The 18858-nt window shown below is 75.8% G+C and carries 16 protein-coding genes; 12 read left to right on the forward strand and 4 right to left on the reverse strand.

Annotated elements, in window-relative coordinates:
* Positions 1 to 30: 30 nt before the first annotated feature.
* Positions 31 to 1047 (reverse strand): ABC transporter substrate-binding protein, encoded by a 1017-nt coding sequence (locus tag OHA72_RS31330; protein WP_327011384.1) that lies wholly within the window; start codon positions 1045 to 1047, stop codon positions 31 to 33.
* Positions 1048 to 1178: 131 nt separating this feature from the next.
* Here OHA72_RS31330 and panD point away from each other — a divergent pair, with 131 nt between their 5' ends.
* The 9 genes from panD (at position 1179) to OHA72_RS31375 (ending at position 10594) form a co-directional block, all read left to right on the forward strand.
* Positions 1179 to 1613, forward strand: coding sequence for an aspartate 1-decarboxylase (panD, locus tag OHA72_RS31335; RefSeq protein WP_327011385.1), 435 nt, complete (start codon positions 1179 to 1181; stop codon positions 1611 to 1613).
* Between the two features lie 4 nt (positions 1614 to 1617).
* Positions 1618 to 1989, forward strand: a complete 372-nt coding sequence (locus tag OHA72_RS31340) for a hypothetical protein (protein WP_327011386.1) — start codon at positions 1618 to 1620, stop codon at positions 1987 to 1989.
* Between the two features lie 114 nt (positions 1990 to 2103).
* On the forward strand, positions 2104 to 2982 hold the full coding sequence (locus OHA72_RS31345; protein ID WP_327011387.1) for an alpha/beta fold hydrolase: 879 nt from the start codon (positions 2104 to 2106) through the stop codon (positions 2980 to 2982).
* Positions 2983 to 3214: 232 nt separating this feature from the next.
* Positions 3215 to 3640, forward strand: a complete 426-nt coding sequence (locus OHA72_RS31350) for a hypothetical protein (RefSeq protein WP_327011388.1) — start codon at positions 3215 to 3217, stop codon at positions 3638 to 3640.
* Positions 3622 to 4887, forward strand: a complete 1266-nt coding sequence (locus OHA72_RS31355; RefSeq protein WP_327011389.1) for a hypothetical protein — start codon at positions 3622 to 3624, stop codon at positions 4885 to 4887. Before OHA72_RS31350 ends, OHA72_RS31355 begins: the two co-directional genes overlap by 19 nt.
* Before the next feature lie 179 nt (positions 4888 to 5066).
* The gene (locus OHA72_RS31360; RefSeq protein ID WP_327011390.1) at positions 5067 to 7937 is read left to right on the forward strand and encodes a HEAT repeat domain-containing protein; all 2871 of its coding nucleotides are present in this window, start codon (positions 5067 to 5069) and stop codon (positions 7935 to 7937) included.
* Positions 7938 to 7988: 51 nt separating this feature from the next.
* The gene (locus OHA72_RS31365; protein ID WP_327011391.1) at positions 7989 to 8423 is read left to right on the forward strand and encodes a hypothetical protein; all 435 of its coding nucleotides are present in this window, start codon (positions 7989 to 7991) and stop codon (positions 8421 to 8423) included.
* A gap of 655 nt (positions 8424 to 9078) precedes the next feature.
* The gene (locus OHA72_RS31370) at positions 9079 to 9612 is read left to right on the forward strand and encodes a hypothetical protein (RefSeq protein WP_327011392.1); all 534 of its coding nucleotides are present in this window, start codon (positions 9079 to 9081) and stop codon (positions 9610 to 9612) included.
* A 34-nt stretch (positions 9613 to 9646) separates the two neighbouring features.
* The gene (locus tag OHA72_RS31375) at positions 9647 to 10594 is read left to right on the forward strand and encodes an AbeC-like domain-containing protein (protein ID WP_327011393.1); all 948 of its coding nucleotides are present in this window, start codon (positions 9647 to 9649) and stop codon (positions 10592 to 10594) included.
* A 70-nt stretch (positions 10595 to 10664) separates the two neighbouring features.
* Here OHA72_RS31375 and OHA72_RS31380 read toward each other — a convergent pair whose 3' ends face one another.
* The gene (locus OHA72_RS31380; RefSeq protein ID WP_327011394.1) at positions 10665 to 11345 is read right to left on the reverse strand and encodes a response regulator; all 681 of its coding nucleotides are present in this window, start codon (positions 11343 to 11345) and stop codon (positions 10665 to 10667) included.
* Complete coding sequence (locus OHA72_RS31385; protein WP_327011395.1) at positions 11342 to 12625, reverse strand: sensor histidine kinase; 1284 nt, start codon at positions 12623 to 12625, stop codon at positions 11342 to 11344. Before OHA72_RS31385 ends, OHA72_RS31380 begins: the two co-directional genes overlap by 4 nt.
* Before the next feature lie 204 nt (positions 12626 to 12829).
* Here OHA72_RS31385 and OHA72_RS31390 point away from each other — a divergent pair, with 204 nt between their 5' ends.
* Both OHA72_RS31390 and OHA72_RS31395 read left to right on the forward strand, forming a co-directional pair.
* Positions 12830 to 13561, forward strand: a complete 732-nt coding sequence (locus tag OHA72_RS31390) for an ABC transporter ATP-binding protein (protein ID WP_327011396.1) — start codon at positions 12830 to 12832, stop codon at positions 13559 to 13561.
* Complete coding sequence (locus OHA72_RS31395; protein WP_327011397.1) at positions 13558 to 15933, forward strand: ABC transporter permease; 2376 nt, start codon at positions 13558 to 13560, stop codon at positions 15931 to 15933. The genes OHA72_RS31390 and OHA72_RS31395 overlap by 4 nt, the downstream gene beginning before the upstream one ends.
* Before the next feature lie 61 nt (positions 15934 to 15994).
* Here OHA72_RS31395 and OHA72_RS31400 read toward each other — a convergent pair whose 3' ends face one another.
* Positions 15995 to 17536 carry an alpha/beta hydrolase gene (locus tag OHA72_RS31400; protein ID WP_327011398.1) on the reverse strand — a complete coding sequence of 514 codons (1542 nt, stop codon included), beginning with the start codon at positions 17534 to 17536 and terminating at the stop codon, positions 15995 to 15997.
* A gap of 132 nt (positions 17537 to 17668) precedes the next feature.
* Here OHA72_RS31400 and OHA72_RS31405 point away from each other — a divergent pair, with 132 nt between their 5' ends.
* Complete coding sequence (locus OHA72_RS31405) at positions 17669 to 18730, forward strand: LacI family DNA-binding transcriptional regulator (RefSeq protein ID WP_327011399.1); 1062 nt, start codon at positions 17669 to 17671, stop codon at positions 18728 to 18730.
* The last annotated feature ends 128 nt before the right edge of the window (positions 18731 to 18858 follow it).

The following is an 18858-nucleotide window of genomic DNA, read 5'->3' on the forward strand; positions in this document are numbered from 1 at the left end:
CGACCGGCGCCGCCCCTTTGGTGTTCGTCGTTACGCGGCCAGGTCCGGGACCTTCGTCGCGGGGTCGTTGTCGACGGCGGTGGCGAGCGCCGGCACCAGCAGGTCCAGCGCGAACAGCAGCGCGTTCGGGCCGCTGTAGGACAGCGCACCGGCGAGCGGGGTCTCGAACGTGGTGTACAGGGTACGGTCGGTGGTGACGACCTTCAGCTTGGCGAACACCGGCGAGGCGGTCATCGTGGCCTTGGTGGCGCCGACGACGAAGAGCACATCCTTGTCGGCCAGGTCGAGCCGCTCCTCGCTGATCTCGTCCTTGTCTGTCTGCGCGGCGAAGCCGAGCGCGTCGAACACCGCGCGCCGCGGGTCCTTGGCGGCGATCAGCCAGTGCGTGCCGTTCTCCGGGCCGTAGTCCTCGACGAGCACCTTGCCGGCGAACTCGGGGTGCGCCTTCCTGATCTCGGCGATCTTGGCGTTCACCTTGTCGACGAGGGCCTTCGCCTCGGCGGACCTGCCCAGGGCCTTGCCGGTGGTCAGGGTCTGCACGTCCCACGGGGTCTGCTCGTCGGCGTAGTCCTTCGACTGCACCACCGTCGGCGCGATCTGGCTGAGCCGGTCGTACGTCTCCTGGTTGATCGTCTCGTAGATGGCCAGGATCAGGTCCGGCTTCTCCTTGAGGATCGCCTCGAAGTTGATCTCGGCAGAGAAGGTCGGCAGCGCCTTGCCGCCCAGCACCGACTTGACCCACGGGTAGTTCGGGTACTCGGCGAACCACTCGCGGGTGCTGACCGGCGTGACGCCCAGGGCGATCGCGTAGTCCTGGTCGTTCCAGCCGACGGTGAGGACCCGCTTCGGCTCGGACTCGATCTTCGTCGATCCGAACTTGTGCTCGATGGTCACCGGGAAGGCGGCGGGAGCGGCGGGCGCGTTCGCCGGGGCGGCGGTCTCCTTCTCCTCGCTCCCGCAGGCGGCGAGGGTGGTCGCGGCGAGGAGTGCCGCGGCGGCCAGCGCCGTATGGCGCAGCCAGTTCCTGGATCGGGGGGCGCGGATCATCAGGGCTCCTTGGAAGGTTCGGGTTGCGGCCGGCCAGGCCGGAGGGAGGCGCGTCGCGGCAGGAATGTAGGTTAGCATTGCCTAACTTAGGTTGGGCTTCCCCATGCCTGCCCCTTTGGAGAGGACGACGCATGCAGCGCACCCTGCTCGGCGGCAAGATCCACCGCGCGACGGTGACCCAGGCCGACCTGCACTACGTTGGATCGATCACCATCGACAGCACGCTGCTGGAGGCGGCCGGCCTCGTCGAGGGGGAACAGGTGCAGGTCGTCGACATCGACACCGGCGCACGGCTCACCACGTACGTGATCGAGGGCGAGCGCGACAGCGGGATCATCGGCATCAACGGCGCCGCCGCCCGCCTCGTCTCACCCGGCGACCTCGTGATCATCATGTCGTTCGAGCTGGTCGACGACACCGAGATCGCACGGCACCGCTCCCGCGTCGTCCACGTGGACCGGGCCAACCGCATCGTCGACCTCGGCACCGACCCGGCCGCTCCCGTCCCCGGCGACCCCGACCAGCGCTCGGGTCGCGGCCCGGCCGTGCTGACGGCGGGCCGCTGACCCCATGGCCCCGCCGTCGAGGGACGACACCTGCACGCTCACGGTGTGCCGCGACTGCTGCTGCGGCAGTCCCGACAAGCACCCCGACGTCGACCACGACGCGCACCTCGCCGCGCTGCGTGCCGGCGCCGGCCGGCACCGCGTCCGCGTCAGCGAATGCCTCTCGGTCTGCGAACGCTCCAACGTCCTGGTGGTGCAGCCGTGCCCGGCCGCCCGCCGCCGCGGGGCCAGACCCGTCTACCTGGGCGACGTCCTCGACGGCGACGCCCTCGACGCGGTGACGTCCTGGCTCGCCGCCGGCGGGCCCGGCGTCGCCGCGATGCCCGACCGGCTCCACCCGCACCACTTCGACCGCTCGGCGGCCGAGGTGGGCTGAGTTCCTTCGCTGTGCCTCCGGCCGCCCGTCGTGTCTCCGGTCGCCTGGCGCCCCCGGCCGCTTGGCGGCCGGGGGCACTTCCGGAGATCGCGTCTCATGGCGGATGCTGGCCCGATGGTCACCGGACTGGCGCGGCACGGCGACGTCACCATCGCGTACGAGCGGCTCGGCCCGGCGGACGGCGAGCCGCTGCTGCTCGTCATGGGGCTCGGCATGCAACTGGTGTCGTGGCCCGACGAGTTCTGCGCGATGCTCGTCCAGCAGGGCTTCAGCGTCGTGCGGTTCGACAACCGCGACGCCGGGCAGTCCACCCACTGGTCCCACGCCGGCAACCCCAGCCTGCTGCAACTCCTCGCCCGCCCGCGGTCCGTCGCGCCCTACCGCCTCACCGACATGGCCGACGACGCCGCAGCGGTCCTCGACGCCGTCGGCTGGCCCGCCGCGCACGTGGTCGGCGCCTCGCTCGGCGGGATGATCGCCCAGACGCTCGCGATCGGCCACCCGGGCCGCGTACGGACACTGACGTCCATCATGTCCACGCCGTCACCGACGATCGGCCGCCCCCGCCCCGGCGCCCTCGCCGCGCTCGGCCTCCGCCCAGCCACCGACCGTGACGGGGCGGGCGAGCGGATGGTCCGGGTCTTCCAGGCGATCGGCTCTCCCCGGTACCCGCACGAGGAGCAGTGGCTGCGCGACGTCGGTCGCCGCGCGTACGACCGCGGCCACGACCCCGCCGGCGGCCGCCGCCAGCTCGCCGCGATCCGCGCCTCCGGCGACCGCCGCGCGGCCCTCGCCGGCGTCCGCGTCCCGACGCTGGTCCTGCACGGCGACGCCGACCCCCTCATCCGCCCGTCCGGTGGCCGCGCCACCGCCGCCGCCGTGCCAGGCTCCCGTCTCGTCATCTACCCCGGCATGGGCCACGACCTGCCCCGCCCCCTCTGGCCGGAGATGATCGCCGAGATCACCACGCTCACCGGCGCGCGATCCACCTGACCAGGGCTCCGGTGCCTAGGATCGGGCCTGTGACCACATCGAGCGGGCCCGTGACCGCCGCCGTCGAACGGGGCGACGCGGACTGGCTCACCGCGAACGTCGACGGCACCGCCTGCCCACCCGCCGTCTTCGCCCGGCTCGCCCGCCACGCCGACCCGCGCCTGCGGCTGCTCGCCGTGCGCTGGCTCGGCGAGCGGCTCGCCGACGCCCCGACCCCGCCGGCGTCGCGGCGTTGGACGCGGGTGGCGGCCTCGACGCCTCGCCGGAGGTCGCGCTGGCCACCGCCGAGGTGTACCAGCGCCACGGCCGGCACCTCCCGGCCGACGCGTGGCCACGGTGGCGCGACGCCGCGACGCCGGCCGTGGTGCGGGTCGCCTGGCTGCGGGCCGAGCTCCTGCACCTGCCGGGCAGTCTCACTGCGTACCCACGCGGCGAGCTGCTGTATCAGGCCGTGGCCGGACTGCGGTGCGCCGACGTCCCCGACCCGCGGCGGCTCATCGACGAGCTCGCCGACCGCGACGACCCGGTCCTGCGCGCCGCCGCGCTGCGACTGTGCCGGGAGGCGCTGCGCGCCGCGGTCCTCGCTCCGCACCCGCCCGCCGCCTGCTGGTCCGCCTCCTGGACGGCACCGACCCGGCGGTGGTCGCCGGCGCCCTGACCGAGCTGGCCCAGCCGTGGGCCGCCGTCGACCCGGCCGCACCACACCACCTGCACGCCCTGCTGGCCGTCCCCACCCCGCCCGCGACCCCGGCCCCGCCCGCGATCCGGGTGCCGCCACCCGCGATGTCGGTGGTGACGCCAGCCCCGCCCGCGACCCCGGCCCCGCCCACGACCCCGGCCCTGCCCGCGATCCCGGCCCTGCCCGCGATCCCGGCCCTGCCCGCGATCCCGGCCCTGCCCGCGATCCCGGCCCTGCCCGCGATCCCGGCCCTGCCCGCGATCCCGGCCCTGCCCGCGATCCCGGCCCTGCCCGCGATCCCGGCCCGCGATCCGGCCCTGCCCGCGACCCGGCCCTGCCCGCGATCCGGCCCTGCCCGCGATCCCGGCCCTGCCCGCGATCCCGGCCCTGCCCGCGATCCCGGCCCTGCCCGCGATCCCGGCCCTGCCCGCGATCCCGGCCCTGCCCGCGATCCCGGCCCCGCCCGCGACCCCGGCCCCGCCCGCGATCCGGGTGCCGCCACCCGCGACGTCGGTGGTGATGCCACCCGCGACCCCGATCCCCGCCGCGATCCCGGCTCCGGCCGCGACGTGCGCCGCGACCCCGCCGGCGGCGTCAGGGCGGACGTCGTCGAGGCTGCGGTGGCGGCCGCGGCCCGGCACGGACTGCGGGACCCGCTGCTCGCCGCGGCCGCGGACGCCGGGCTGCCGCCGCGGGCACGGCGCCGTGCCCTCGAGCTTCTCGGTGGTCTGCTCGACCGCAGGCACATCCCCGCCGTCGTCGACCTGGCCGGCACCGATCCGCTGCTGCTCGGGGTGCCCGCCGTCGCGTGCCTCGTCGCCATGCACCACCGGAGGCTGTTTCCCGGCGACGGCGAGGCGGTCAGGGTCGTCGGCCTCGCCCTCGACGACCACGCGATCGTCGCCGAGGACGTGGCGATGCTGCTGTACACCGCGCGCCACCAGGTCCGCGGCGCGCTCCTGGACGCGGCGGCGGGCGATCCCGGCTGGCCGCGGCGGCTGGAGCTGCTGGTCGCGCTCGCCCGGCAGGGCGCGCCGGACCTCGACGTCGGGGGCGACCTCGCCGCGCTGCTGCCGGCCGCGGTCGCGCCCGAGCCGGTGCTGGCCGCGATCCGGGCGCTGCGCCACGCGCCCGCCGAGGACGCCGTGCCGGCCTGCCCAGGGCGCCCGTCGCGGCGCTGCACGCCCTGGAGGCGGTCGGGGGTGCGCGGACCGTTGCGGTACTGACCGGCGCGCTGGACGGTGACGGCACGCCGTACCTGCGGCCGTGGCGGATCCAGGCGCTCGAACTGTGCTGGCGGCTCGTCGAGCCCGGCCGCCGGCACGCGCTGCTGCGCCGGCTCGACCCGGCGAGGCTGCCCGAGGTCGCGGCGGACCTCGGCCGGGCCGACGAGCGGGAGCTGGCGGTGCTGCGGGCCCGCGCGGCCCCGGACCGGCCCGTCGAAGCGCTGGTCACGCTGGTCCGGGACGCGGACGCCGGCGCCGTGCCCGCCGTGACCGAGGTGCTCGGCCGGATCGTCGCCGAGCTCGCGGTCGCCTGGGACACCCGTGGTAACCCGCCGGGGCAGCGGCACACGGTCCCCGAGGACCTGGCCGCCGCGGCCGTGGAGGCCGACCGGCCGGTGGGCGCCACCCAGCCGATGCCCGTCGTGCCGCAGCGGGTCGTCGAGGCGATCCACGGCCTGGGGCGCCGGCTGTACCACCGCGGCCGGATCCGGCCGGTCTGCCTGCTCGACGCCGCCTCGGCCGCAGCCGCCGGGGACGCGCTGGTCGCGAGCGTCGCGCTGGACCTGCTGGAGCGGCCGCGGGCGACGCCGACCGAGCTGGCGGTGCTGCTCGAACTGCTGCACCGCGCGCCGTACGAGGGCACCCGCGCCCGCGTCCACCGGCTGCTGCGCCACCGCGACCCGCACGTGCGCAAGCACGTCATCGCGCTGCTGGCCCGCGACGGCGGCGGCGCGGAGGCGCTGGCGGCGACCCTGACGGTGCTGACCGGGGCCGCGGACGTGCAGACGGCCCGGCAGGCCCTCGCCGCGCTCGGCCAGGTCGGCGCCCGGTGGGCCGCCCACGCCGTCGCCGCCTGCCTCGACCACCCGAACATGAACGTGAAGAAGGCGGCCGCCGAGGCGTTGCGTACCGCCGGAACCCCCGCAACGGTCCCGCACCTGCTCGCCTGGCTCGGCCGGCACGACAACCCGGGCCTGCGCTCGGCGCTGATGTCGGCGCTGCGGGCGGTCCTCGGCGAAGCCGCCGACGCGACGGTCCTGGCGGCCGCCGAGCACGCCGAGCCCGGCCGCACCCGTGACCTGCTGCTGGAGGCGCTCGACCGCGCCCTGCCGGCGCGTTCGGTTGCGGCGCTCGCGGACCAGGGCTCCCCGGCAGGCCCGGCGCTGCTGCGGCTGGTGACCGCCGGCCGCGTGCGCCTGCGCGCCGGCACCACCGCCGACCTCGCGAGCAGGATGGTGGCGCACGGCGTGACGCCGCCCGCCACATCCCCGGCCGCCGGCCCGCATCCGGACGTCGACGCGCTGACCCGCCACGGGTGGCACGAGGCGACCGCCCGCCGGCTCGCGACCGGCCACGACCCCGCGGACCTGCCCGAGGCACTGCTGCCCGGGCTGCGACGGCTGCTGCCCGACTGGCTCAGGCTCGCAGCGACTGAGACCGAGACCGCTCCCGCGATCCGCCCGCCGGTGCTGCGGCTGGTCCTGCGCTGCTGCCCGGCGCCGTGGACCGACGCGGAACGGGCCGCGTTCACCCACTCGCGGCAGGCCCTGGTCGCCGGCGTCGGGGAGCTGTCGCACGCCGACCGCGACGGGCTGCTCGCCGTCCTCGAGGACCTGGCACCGCACCTCACCGCCGTTGCGGCGTTCGACGTGGCGTCCGGATTGCGGCGTGTACCGCCATCGCCGGCCGGACGGCGCAGCACCCTGCCGCTGCTGCGCCGGTGCGGCGCGGTCCTCACCCGCGCCGACCTCGAGCGTGCCCTCGCCGACGCCGCGCTCGGCGCCGACCCGTGGCAGGGCGAGGTCTCGGTGCTTCGGGAAGCGTTCGCCGTCGCCCGGCGTGCCGCGGGCGAAGACTCCAGGGAACGGCTCGCGGCGCTGCTCGAGGCGTGGCCCGCCACCGCACCCGGCGACCGCCCGGCGCTGCTGGACCGGATGACGGACCTCCAGCCGATCGACGCTCCACTGTGGACCATCGAGGAGGAGGCGCACCGTCACGGCCCGGCGCCGCGGACACCGCACGACGGCGACCTCGACCAGCCCCGCTCGGCCGTCCAGCGTGACCGGCTCCTCGACATGCTCGACGCTCCCACGCCCGGCACCACGCAACGCCGCCGCGCCGCCGAGGCGCTGCTGGACTGGCCCGAGCCGGACGTCCGGCGGCGCCTGCTCGCCGCGTACCTGCGCGGCGACGCCGACGTGCACCCCACCGCCGCGCTCGCCCGCACCCTCACCGCCGCCGACCTCACCGCCACCGCCGCCGGCGACGACGTGCTCGTCCGGGCGGTCCGGCTCGCCGGTCACCTCGGCACGGCGGGGCTGGCACCGCTCGTCCCGGCCCTGCGACGGCTGGGGAGCACGCCGCACCGGCCGTGCGGACAGCGGCCGGCGAGACCCTGCGCCGGCTCCCGGACGACGTCCGCGCGGCCGTCCTCGGTGAGCCGCTGCACCCGCTGTTCGTGCCGGCGCCGGTCGAGCCGCGCCTGCCGGCCGCGCTGCTGGAGCGGCCCGCGCGGCCCGCGGACGCCCGCCCGCCGACCCGCCAGGAACTGCTCGACCGGGCCCGCGACGGCGACGCCGGGCAGATCCGGGTCGCCCTGGCCGGCCTCGCCGAGTCGACCGGCGACGGCGACACCGACGTCGCCGAGCTCCTCGAACACCTGCTGCGCCACCCCGAGCCGAAGGTCCGCCTGCACGCCCACCGCGTGTCGCGGCAGTTGCTGGACCGCCCGGCGTACCTGCGGCACAGCGAGATCCTGCTCGCCGACCCGCAGCCGGACATCGTCCGCTCCGCGATCCGGGCCGTCAGCGGCGCCGCCTGGACCCCGGCGATCGGCGCCGTCGTCGGCCTCCTGCTGCACCCCGACCCGACCGTCCGCCGTACCGCCGAGGCAGGCCTGGCCCGCTTCGGCCCGGCCGCCGCGCCGGCGGTCACGAAAGCCGGCCGTGCCCGCCCGGACCGCCGCGGCGTCTACACCGCCGTCCTGGCCGGTCTCGCCGCCGCGGCCGAGCCACCCGGCTGACCCCGGCGCCGGCAACCCGACCGGGTGACGGCCGGTCGATCCTCTGGAAGGCGGACCCGGCCGTCCCTATGGTGATCCGATGAGCGCAGCCGGTGCGGCCATGTGGGGTCTGTTCGCGGCGCTCGCGCTCGAATGCCTCGACCTGCTCGGTGCCCTGCGCCGGGCGGGCCGACCGCCTTGGCGTGGTGCGGGGGAGCCGGGCGGGGTGCCGTACGCCATCTCCGCCGCGGTCCGCTGCCTCGCCGGCGCCGGGCTCGCCGCTGCCGTCGCCGCCGCCGGCCAGGTGTCGACGGCGGGCGGTGCGGCCGCCGTCGGGCTCGCGGCCCCGCTGCTGCTGACACAGCTCGTCCGGCTCGCCCGCCCCGCCGTGGTTTCCGACGTCGCCGTGGGTACGGACGCCGCCGTCCCCGCCGGCGCCTCCGCGCCGCTGGTGGGCACGACCCGCCCGTCCCGGCTGCGGGTCAAGCTGCCCGCCGCCCGGAAGAAGACCGGCGACGATCACCGTGCGGGTTGACCGCCTCGCCGTGCGGGTCGTCGCTGCGCTGGCCCGCGACGACCACGGCGGCCCGGCCCCGGTGCCGCTGCTTGCCGCGCTGAGCCGGGACACCCCGCGTTCGGCGGCACCACCACCGCGTCGGCGCAGGGCCCCGGCCGGCCCTGGACTGGCCTGCCTTCCCTCGTGCGCCGCGCCGCCGTCGTGCGCCGCGCCGCCCTCCTGCACTGCGCCGTGCTCCTGCGCCGCGCCGCCCCGTCGGCGGGCGTGCTTCCGGCCCGGCGGGCGTGCTTCCGGCCCGGCGGAGCGTGCTTCCGGCGCGGCGGAGCACCCGTTCACGGAAGCCGGCCGCCCGCCGTCCATGCCGGAGGATAGGCTGCCCTTCACGGCGGCGGACCGCCCGCCGTCCGGGTCGGCCGCGCAACGGTCCACGACTGCCGTGCCGCCGTCGACGCCCGCCCTGCGCCCGGCCGCGTCCGCCGAACAGACCGAACGCACGGCCGGATCTGCTGCACACCCGACCGGATCCCCGGACCGACCCGCTGCTGCCGACCGACCCGCTCCTGCCGGCCGCTCCGCGTCGGACGGCCGCTCCGCGTCGGACGGCCGGACCGGTCGCGGGGACGGGCCGCCGCGGCAGGCGAGACGGGAGCCCTGGGCGCCGCCGCTGTTCTCGATGCCCGACGTGCCCACGTCGCGGCGCATGCCGTCGACCACGACCAGGCGGCTGTGTGCGGCCGTACACCTCGACGCCGGCCTGGCCCGAACTGTCGTCGCGGAGCTCACCGACGACCCACGCCGGGCCGTGCCCCCGTCGGTCGGCTTCGACCTGGCGCCGGTGCTGTGCCATGCGCTGCGGGCCAGGTTCCTCACCACCGCCCGCGACGGGTTCCTCACCGTGGTGGTGCTCGTCGCGCTCGTCCTCGCGCCCCGCAGCACCGCCGCCGTGCTGCTCGCCGGCGCCGCCGTCGGGCTGTGCCGGACGGGGCCCGTGCGGGCGGTGCCGCCGGCCGGGCGGGCGCTGTTCGCCGCCGTGCTGGTCTTCGGTCTCGTGACCGTCGTCGGCGCGGCCCTGACCGTCCTCGGCACCGCCACCGCACCGGGCGGAGCCGTTGCCCCGAATCCGCCGGTGGTGAGCTCGACCGCCTCGTCGCCGCCGCCGGCGCCTCGCCCGGCCCGCGCGTCTGGGTTGCGCTCGCGGTGCTGCTGACCGGCGCGGCCGCCGGGCACCTCGCGCACCTGTGGTGGACCGGCGCCGCCCTCGCCGTCCCCACCAACCCCGCCCCGCTGCGGGCCGCGACGGCCGCCCGGGTCGCGGTGGTCGCCGCCGCGCAGCGGGCAACGTCGCGTTCAGCCGCGCCGACCCGTTCGTCGGCGCCGGGCCGCGGGTGCGGGCGTGGTCGGTCGCGGTGGCGTTGCGGGCGACCGATTCCGGCGTGTACCGCCCGCGCAGCCCCGCCACCCTCGACCCCGTCCTGCTGCGCCGGCACATGGGCCAGGCGCTGCAGGGCCTCGGCGACGGCGCCGGTCATGCCGGGGTCCCGGGCCTGACCGTCACGCCGTACCTCGCCGCCGACGGCGTCCGCTGCGACGGCGACCCGCTGCTGGACGGCGGCACCCCGCTGCCGCTCGCCTCCCGGGAGGCCCTCGACGCCGTCGTCCGCGCCCCGCAGGAGGGCCTGCGTCACTACGACCGGGTCGTGGTGCTGCCACGGGCCCGCGGCGTCACCACGGCGGAGGGCAGGCCGCTCGTGCCGTCCGACGACGGCGACGGGCACGTGTCGGTGTTCGTGCACACGTCGATCGAGGCGTCCGTGGTGTACGTCGAGTTCTCCGCACACGTCCTGCCCCTGATCCGGACGTCGTGCTACGTGGCGCAGGCGCCGGCCGTACACCTGGAACTGCTGACACAACTGACGGCCGCGCCGTGGCGGCTGACCCGCACGGCGGCGCGCGCCCTGAGCACCGCGGCGCGGCGTGCCCACCGGGGCGGCTGGCACGATCACAGCGCCCGCCTCGGCGTGCGGCAACTCGCGAGCGAACCCGGCGACCCCGCCGCCCTGCCGGCCCTGGAGGCCGCGAAGTACGTGAAGATCGTGGAGCGCGTCGTCATCGAGGCGGTCGCAGACTTCCTGGAACGCTACGACCTGGACGCCACCACGTTCCGCGCCGAGGTCCCCACCGCCCGCTGACCCCGCCCACCCTTCGCCGCCCGCCGCGAAACACGTTCGAGTTCCGCGAACTTCTCCGAAGCGGGGCGGGTCAGGGGGTGGCGGAGCCGGGGGTGACCAGGCCGGTTTCGTAGGCGGCGACGATGGCCTGGGCGCGGTCGCGCAGTTGCAGTTTCGACAGGATGCGGGCGATGTGGGTCTTCACGGTGGCATCGCTGAGCTGGAGGCGGGCCGCGAGTTCGGCGTTGCTCAGGCCCCGGGCCAGCAGCCGCAGGACCTCCACCTCGCGGGGCGTGAGGCCTGACAGGTCGCGGTGCAGGCTGGCGGTGCGGCCGTCGCGGGTCGCGTAGCGTTCGATGAGACGGCGGGTGATCGACGGGGCGAGCAGCGCGTCGCCGGCGCGCACCAGGCGGACCGCGGCCACGAGCTGCTCGGGGCTGACGTCCTTGAGCAGGAAGCCGCTCGCGCCCGCGGAGAGTGCGGCGTAGACGTACTGGTCCAGGTCGAACGTGGTGAGGATGATGACGCGTGGCGCGGCGGCGGTCACCGGGCCGCCCAGGATGCGGCGGGTCGCCTCGAGGCCGTCCATGCGTGGCATCCGCACGTCCATGAGCACCACGTCGGGCAGGGTGCGGCGGACCGCGTCGACGGCCTCGGCGCCGTCGACGGCCTCGGCGACGACCTCGATGCCGCCCGCGGTGAGGATCATGCGGAAGCCTGTGCGCACGAGGGCCTGATCGTCGGCGACCACCACGCGCAGCGTGTCAGTCATGTGTCCCCGATCGGTATGACGGCGCGGACCCGGAACCCGCCGGTGCCGGTCGGACCCGCGGACAGGCTACCGTCGTGCACGCTCAGCCGGTCGCGCAGCCCGGCCAGGCCGCGGCCGCTGCCAGGGTCGGCGGCCGAGTCGGCGGTGCCGCCGGTGTCGGTGACGTCGATGCGCAGCGCGGACGGGGTGTGCTCGACGGTCACGGTCACCGACGCGCCGACGGCGTGCTTCACGGTGTTGGTCAGAGCCTCCTGCACGACGCGGTACGCCGCGAGCTCGATGCCGGCGGGCAGCGGCACGCGGGTGCCCGTCTGGACCACCTCGACCGGCACCCCGGCGCGCCGGACCCCGTCGGCGAGGACGTCGAGCTGGTCGAGGCCCGGGGTCGGGGCGAGGTCGGGGCCGTCGAAGTCCATCGTCAGCAGGCCCATGACGTGGCGCAGCTCGACCATCGCGGCGCGGCCGCTGGACTCGACCGCGAGCAGCGCCTCCCGGGCCAGCTCCGGTGCCGTGTCCAGGACCGTGCGGGCCGCGCCGGCCTGCACGACCATCATGCTCACGTTGTGGCTGACGACGTCGTGCAGCTCGCTGGCGAGCCTGGCCCGCTCCTGCTGCACGGCGAGGCTGGTGGCCGTCGCCTGCTCCTGTTGCAGCGCCATGGCCCGCTGCTTCCAGGTGTGGATGGCGTTGGCGGTGAGGCTGATCGCGCACAGCAGCAGGAACGTCGCGAACCCAGGCGCCGGCGCGTTCTCCTGGTCGACGGAGACCAGGCCGGCGGCGGCCACGACGACGCTGCCGATGGCGAGCAGCCGGTGGCGGCTGTAGAGCGCGGCGCTATACGCGGCGATCGCGAAGCACACCAGGGACGCGGTCGGGTCGAACCCGGGCCATGAGCGCAGCGACGCGGCGGCGGTGACGATGACCCACATCGACGCGATCGGGAACCTGCGCCGGGTCACCAGCGGCAGCGCGGTGAAGGCCACCAGCACGAGCTGCCAGCTGGTCGCCTCGACGGGGTGGTGGTCGCCGGGCGGCGGCGGCCGGAAGTCCGGCAGCTGCGGCACCTCCGGCGCCACCGGAAACCGGTCCGGCGGGATCTCCATGGGCGCGTGCTCGTCGCCACGGTTCAGGGCGCTGTCGATCGTGACGATGGTGAGCAGCAGCGCCAGCACCGCGTCGGCAGCCCACGCCCACCGGCTCAGCCTCGGCTCCGGGCCGCTCACGCGCCACAGCTCGGCGTTGATCGCCCGGAGCTGTCGCGTGACGAACCCGGTGTCCATCGCACCAGTCTGCCAAGCGCTCCGCCCGGCGGCATCGGCTTCGGTGACCACGCCGGCGCGCCGCGCGGCGTAGTCCGAAGGGATGACGCCGGCCGTGCTCCGCCGCACGGGCGAGACGAAGCCGTCACCGCGGGCGACGTGTCCGGGCACGCCGCGTCAATACGGTCGGAGCGTCCAATTCGTCCCGCAGCCGTGGAGGTACCCGTGACCGCGCCACTCATCCAGATCAGCGACGTGAGCAAACGCTACGACGACGGGCCGCCGGCGCTCGCCGGCCTGACGTTGCGGATCGACGCCGGTGAGGCCGTTGCCGTGCTCGGCGCGTCCGGCAGTGGCAAGTCGACGCTGCTGAACCTGATCGCCGGGCTGGACCGGCCGACGTCCGGCAGCGTCACCGTCGACGGGGTCCGCGTCGACGGCCTCGGCGAGGCGGCGTCGGCGAAGTACCGCCGCGCCCGCATCGGCATGGTGTTCCAGTTCTTCAACCTGGTCGACGACCTGACCGTGCACGACAACGTGCTGCTGCCGGCGCAGCTGGCCGGGGTACCCCGCGGCGAGGCCACCGCGAGAGCCGGGGAGCTGCTGGAGCGCCTCGGTGTCCAGCGGCACGCGAAGGCGTTCCCCGGCCGGCTGTCCGGCGGTGAGCGGCAGCGGGTCGCGGTGGCGCGGGCGCTGATGAACCGGCCGTCGCTGCTGCTGGCCGACGAGCCGACCGGCGCGCTGGACACCGCCTCCGGCCGGGAGGTCCGCGACCTGCTGTCCGCCCTGCACCGCGAGGGGCAGACGCTGGTCCTGGTCACCCACGACGTCACCCTGGCGCAGGAGTGCGCCACGCGGACCGTCGAGCTCGTCGACGGCCGGCTCAGCCGCGACGTCCGGCACGGCGGCCACGGCCTGTCCGACAGCAGCGCCGTCACCGCCGGTGGTGCCCGGTGAGCAGCGTCGGCCGGATCGTGCGGGCCGGCGGCCGCCGCCGGGTCCAGTCGGTGGTGATGGCGCTGACGACGCTGCTCGCGGTGTCCGCGTCGGTGCTCGCGGCGGGGCTGCTGGTCGCGTCGCAGGCACCGTTCGACACGGGGTTCGCCAAGCAGCAGGGCGCCCACCTGACCGCCGCGTTCGACGCCAAGCTGGTCGACTCGGCCACGGTGGCGGCCACCGGGGCCTCGTCCGGGGCGGCCGCGACCGCCGGGCCGTTCAGGACGGTGTCGCTGCGCCCGACGACCACCGAGGGCGGGAACCGGATCCCGGGCGGTATCACGCTGCCACCGGCGGCGCTCGTCGGCCGCGCCGACGCCGGCGGCCCCGTCGACAAGCTCGAACTGACCGAGGGCCGCTGGGCCGCCGCCACCGGGGAGATCGTGTGGGCGGCGGGGAAGGGGCCGTTCGAGGTCGGTGACCGGCTCACGTTCCAGGACGCGCCCGGCAGCCCGACGCTGACCGTCGTCGGGATCGCCCGGTCCGTCGGCGGCAGCGGCGAGGCGTGGACGACGCCGGAGCAGCTGGCCGCCATGGCCGGCGCGGCCGACACCGGCGGCTTCCAGATGCTGTACCGGTTCAACGACGTCGCCACCGAGGCGCAGATGACCGCGCACCGGTCCGCGGTCGCCGCCGCCGTGCCGGCCGAGGCGCTGACCGGCGCCACGTCGTACCTCACGGTGAAGCACGCCGCCGAGCGCATGGCGGCCACGTTCGTGCCGTTCGTGGTGGCGTTCGGGGTGCTGGGCCTGTGCATGTCGGTACTCATCATCGGCGTCGTGGTCAGCGGGTCGGTCGGTGCCGCGACCCGGCGCATCGGCATCCTGAAGGCGGTCGGCTTCACCCCCGCCCAGGTCACCCGCGCCTACGTCGGGCAGGCGCTGATCCCGGCGGCCGTCGGTACCGTCCTCGGCGTGATCCTGGGCAACCTGGCCGCGGTGCCGGTCCTGCAGGACGAGAGCGAGGCGCTGGACACCGCGACGATGACGATCGAGCCCTGGGTGAGCGTGGTCGTGCCGATCGTCGCGCTCGTCGCGGTCGCGGTCACCGCGTTCTTCCCCGCGCTGCGGGCCGGCCGGCTGCAAACCGTCGCCGCGCTGTCCGTCGGCCGGACCCCGGTCGCCGGGCGGGGGCGCACGGCCCGGCGGGTCCTCGGCCGGCTGCCGCTGCCCCGGCCGGTGAGCCTCGGGCTGGCGAACCCGTTCACCAGCCCGTCGCGGTCGGCGACGATCGTCGCCGCTGTCGCCCTCGGCGCGCTCGGCGTCACGTTCGGCGTCGGCCTCGCCACGTCCCTCGCCGACATCCAGGAGGGCCTGAACCGCCGCAACGCGGGCGACGTCGTCGCGCACACCGGCATGGGACCGCCGAGGCCCGGGCAGCAGCCGCCCACACCCGCCGATGCCGCCGAGGCCCTGGCGAAGATGACCGCCGCGGTCCAGGCGCAGCCGGGGACCCACCGCAGCTACAGCACCAGCGAGGTCGAGCTCAGCGTCTCCGGCCTCGCCGGCGCGGCGCAGGTGATCGTGTTCGACGGCGACTCGTCCTGGGCCAGCTACGAGATGATCTCCGGCAGGTGGTTCGACGGGCCCGGCCAGATCGTGGTGCCGACCGGGTTCCTGAACGCCACCGGCCTGCACGTCGGCGACACCGCCACGCTGTCGGACGCGGGGAAGTCCGTCAGGGTCCGCATCGTGGGGGAGTCCCTCGACCTCAGCGAGGACGGGCGGGTCGTCGTCACCGACAAGGCCACCCTCGCCGGGCTCGGCACGACCGTCGAACCCCGGGGGGTCGAGCTGCACATCGATCTCAAGGACGGCGTCTCCGCGAAGTCCTATGTGGACGGTCTGAACGCCGTGCTGGAGCCGCTCGGCGCCGGCGCCGAGGTCAACGTCGCGGAGATCAGCAGCACCGTGGTCGCGATGGACACCCTCGCCGCGACGCTCACCGTCATGCTCGTCGTCGTCGCCGGGATGGGTGTGCTCAACACGCTCGTGCTCGACACCCGCGAACGCGTCCACGACCTCGGCGTGTTCAAGGCGCTGGGCATGTCACCGCGGCAGACGGTCTCGATGGTCCTCACGTCCGTCGCCGGCACCGGCCTGCTCGCGGGCGCGATCGGGGTACCGGTCGGGATCCTGCTGCACCACGCGGTGCTGCCGGCGATGGGCCGCGCCGCCGGCACCGGGCTCCCGCCCGGCTACATCGAGGTGTACGGCCCGCTGATGGTGGTGCCGCTGGTCCTCGGGGGGCTCGCGATCGCCGGCTGTGGCGCGCTGCTGCCCGCGGGCTGGGCCGCCCGCATCCGCACCGCGACCGCCCTGCGCACCGAGTAGCGCGCCGGGCGGTGCATCGGGGGAGAGGGGCCGGGCCGGGGAGGTCCGGCCCCTCATGCCGTCAGCGTTGCCGTGGTACGACCCACCGCGGCGCGGTGCCGCCCGTCAGCGCGGCGGGTGCGCTCTGGGTGCACGAGGCGCCCTGGGCCGGCAGGGTCACCGTGTCGAGGTAGGCGAGCATCGCCGCGCCGACGCACGGGTTGAAGTCGGTCGCGGCGACGTGCCCGTCGGCGCGGTAGGTGAGCAGCCGCGCGTTGCCGAGCTGCTCGACCATCCGCCGTCCCCACCCATACGGCGTCGCCGGGTCGTGCGTGCCGGCGATGACCAGCACCGGCGCCGCGCCGGCCGGGTTGCGGAACGGTCCCCGGAACACGTCCTTCTGCGGCTGGTCGTAGACGGCGTACACCAGGTCCTGCCCGAACGCGTACATCCACTGGTGCGGGAACATCGTGTACTGGTGCCGCACGTCGCCGACGTAGTCCGAGACGTCGCGGGGCAGCCGGTGGTCCTGCGCGGTGACCGCGAAGTAGGCGGCGGTCGCCTGGTAGGTGCCGTCGGGCGCCCGGCCGGTGTAGTAGTCGAGCAGGTCGCGCATCATGCTGGCGTCGCCGGTCGCCGCCTGCCGCAGCGCCTGCGACAGCAGCGTCCAGTCGTACCTGGCGTACATCGCGTTCGTGGCCACCCGCAGGACGTCGTCGCCGCGGACCGGATCGGGGTGCGTCGCGCCCGGCGCGGGCAGCGGCACCCGGTTCATCGCCGCGACCAGGTCGTCGAAGCCGTCCTCGGTGAACCCGCCGGAGGCGAAGAACCGGTCCAGGGAGTCCTCGAACGACGCGTTCTGCTCCCGGCGCATCTCCATCGGGCGGTTCGCCCACACGTCGGGGTCGACCGGCGAGTCCAGCAGCAGCGCCCGCGCCCGGCCCGGGAACAGGCTCGCGTAGGTGGCGCCGATGTGCGCGCCGTAGGACATGCCGAGATACGTGAGCTTCTCGTCGCCGACGGCCCGCCGCAGCAGGTCCAGGTCCCGGGCCGAGTTCGCGGTCCCGAGGTACGGCAGGATCCCCGGGTTCCGCTCGGCGCACGTCCTGACCGAGGTGCGGGCACCGTGTACCGCCGCCTTCAGGTCGAGCTCGAACAGCGGCGTGAACGTGGTGCTGGGGGACGCGTTGTCCTCCTCCGGCGTGCTGCAGTCGACGGCCGGGACGCTGCCGGCGATCCCGCGCGGGTCCCAGCTGACCACGTCGAAGCGGGCGAACGTGTCGAGGGCCCCGGGCGGCGCGCCGCGCAGGAACCCGACCCCGGACCCGCCGGGCCCGCCGGGATTGACGAACATCGTGCCGATCCGGCGCGTCTGGTCCTTCGCCGGCCACTTGATGACGGGCAGCCGGAAGGCCGGACCCCGCCGGTCCCGGTAGTCGCGGGGCACGGCCGCGGTCGCGCACTGGAAGCCGCCGCCGCAGTCGCTCCATTCGAGTTTCGGCGCGGGTACGCCGCCCGTCAGGTCCGACGGGTCGGCGGCACCGGCGCGGCCGGCGCCGGCGAGCAGCCCGGCGCCGACGGCCAACGCGGCCGCGACCCGGAGCCATGAACTGGTTGAACGCATGGTGGCGCTCCTTGAGGCATCGAGGATGGTTGCCCTCGTATGGCACCGTGCCTGGGCCGGCGGCAATGCGTACAAAGACCCACTGGCGCTGTCGCCACGTCGACGTATCAGGGCCAGATAGGCTGTGACGTGATGAAACAAAGCCGTGAAACAGAGCAGCCCGCCGCGGCACCGCAGCGCGTCACGATCCGCGACGTCGCGCAGCAGACGGGCCTGTCGATCGCGACGGTCTCGCGGGTGCTCAACGGGCGCTCCAACGTCGCCCCGGACACCCGGGACCGGGTCCTCGACGCGATGGGCGGGCTGGGGCGGCAGGCACCCCGCCGCCGCGGCTCCGGCGCCGTCAAGGCCGACAACGGCGTCTACGTGCGCTGCCCGTACGTGCTGACCGACTACTTCGGGCTCATCGTCTCCGCGATCGCGGAGGCCCTCGACGTGCACGGCATGCACGCGATCGTGGACGCCGGCGAGTCGTCGTGGAAGCGCACCGAGGTGCTCAAGACGCTCACCGGCTGGCCGCAGGTGACCGGTGCGCTGCTCATCCTGCCCTCGGAGCCCGAGGCGGACCTGGAGCGGCTGCGCGACCAGGGGTTCCCGTTCGTGGTGGTGGACCCGCGCACGTCGCCGCCGCGCGACATCGCGGCGGTGTCCGCGGCCAACTTCGCCGGGGCCCGGCGCCTGGTCGCGCACCTGACGCAGCTCGGGCACCGCCGCATCGGCATCCTCGGCGGCCCGCCGGAGTGGATGGCCAGCACCGACCGGCTCGCCGGCTGGCTCGCGCCCCTCGTCGGCGTCGGCGTGCTGCCGACCCCCGACCTGGTGCGGTCCGTGACCGACCCGACCGTGCAGGAGGGCTACCGGGTCGCCGCCGAGCTGCTCGACCGGCGGGAGCGGCCGACGGCCCTGGTGGCGTTCAACGACAAGATGGCCGTCGGCGCCCTGCACGCCGCCGCGGACCGGGGCCTGCGCGTGCCGCACGACCTGTCGGTGGCCGGCTTCGACGACATCGACGTCGCCAGCGCCGCCCACCCCGCGCTCACCACGGTCCGCCAGCCGCTGGGCGAGATGGGCCGCATGGCGGTCAGCCTGCTCGGGCGGATGCTCGCCGGGCACGAGCTCGACGCGCTGCACGTGGAACTCGCGACCGACCTGGTCGTCCGCGGCTCCACCGGGTCCGCGCCCGCCGCCGAATGACGCGTGTTTCACGCTGACTTCCATCGCGACCTGAAAAAAGATGCGGCGTTCTGTTGACATGCCGCGGCATTGACGTGTTTCCTTCCTGTTACAGGCGCCGATGGATCCCGGCGTGGCACCGCACCCTC

The sequence above is a fragment of the Dactylosporangium sp. NBC_01737 genome, assembly GCF_035963215.1.
Lineage (GTDB): Bacteria > Actinomycetota > Actinomycetes > Mycobacteriales > Micromonosporaceae > Dactylosporangium.

What these genes read in the sequence shown, in the direction of transcription:
- OHA72_RS31340 (WP_327011386.1), top strand. Translation starts at nt 1,618, where the DNA reads ATGGCCCCGCCGTCGAGGGACGACACCTGCACGCTCACGGTGTGCCGC.
- OHA72_RS31330 (WP_327011384.1), bottom strand. Translation starts at nt 1,047, where the DNA reads ATGATCCGCGCCCCCCGATCCAGGAACTGGCTGCGCCATACGGCGCTG.
- OHA72_RS31380 (WP_327011394.1), bottom strand. Translation starts at nt 11,345, where the DNA reads ATGACTGACACGCTGCGCGTGGTGGTCGCCGACGATCAGGCCCTCGTG.
- OHA72_RS31345 (WP_327011387.1), top strand. Translation starts at nt 2,104, where the DNA reads ATGGTCACCGGACTGGCGCGGCACGGCGACGTCACCATCGCGTACGAG.
- OHA72_RS31370 (WP_327011392.1), top strand. Translation starts at nt 9,079, where the DNA reads ATGCCCGACGTGCCCACGTCGCGGCGCATGCCGTCGACCACGACCAGG.
- panD (WP_327011385.1), top strand. Translation starts at nt 1,179, where the DNA reads ATGCAGCGCACCCTGCTCGGCGGCAAGATCCACCGCGCGACGGTGACC.
- OHA72_RS31400 (WP_327011398.1), bottom strand. Translation starts at nt 17,536, where the DNA reads ATGCGTTCAACCAGTTCATGGCTCCGGGTCGCGGCCGCGTTGGCCGTC.
- OHA72_RS31385 (WP_327011395.1), bottom strand. Translation starts at nt 12,625, where the DNA reads ATGGACACCGGGTTCGTCACGCGACAGCTCCGGGCGATCAACGCCGAG.
- OHA72_RS31405 (WP_327011399.1), top strand. Translation starts at nt 17,669, where the DNA reads ATGAAACAAAGCCGTGAAACAGAGCAGCCCGCCGCGGCACCGCAGCGC.
- OHA72_RS31365 (WP_327011391.1), top strand. Translation starts at nt 7,989, where the DNA reads ATGAGCGCAGCCGGTGCGGCCATGTGGGGTCTGTTCGCGGCGCTCGCG.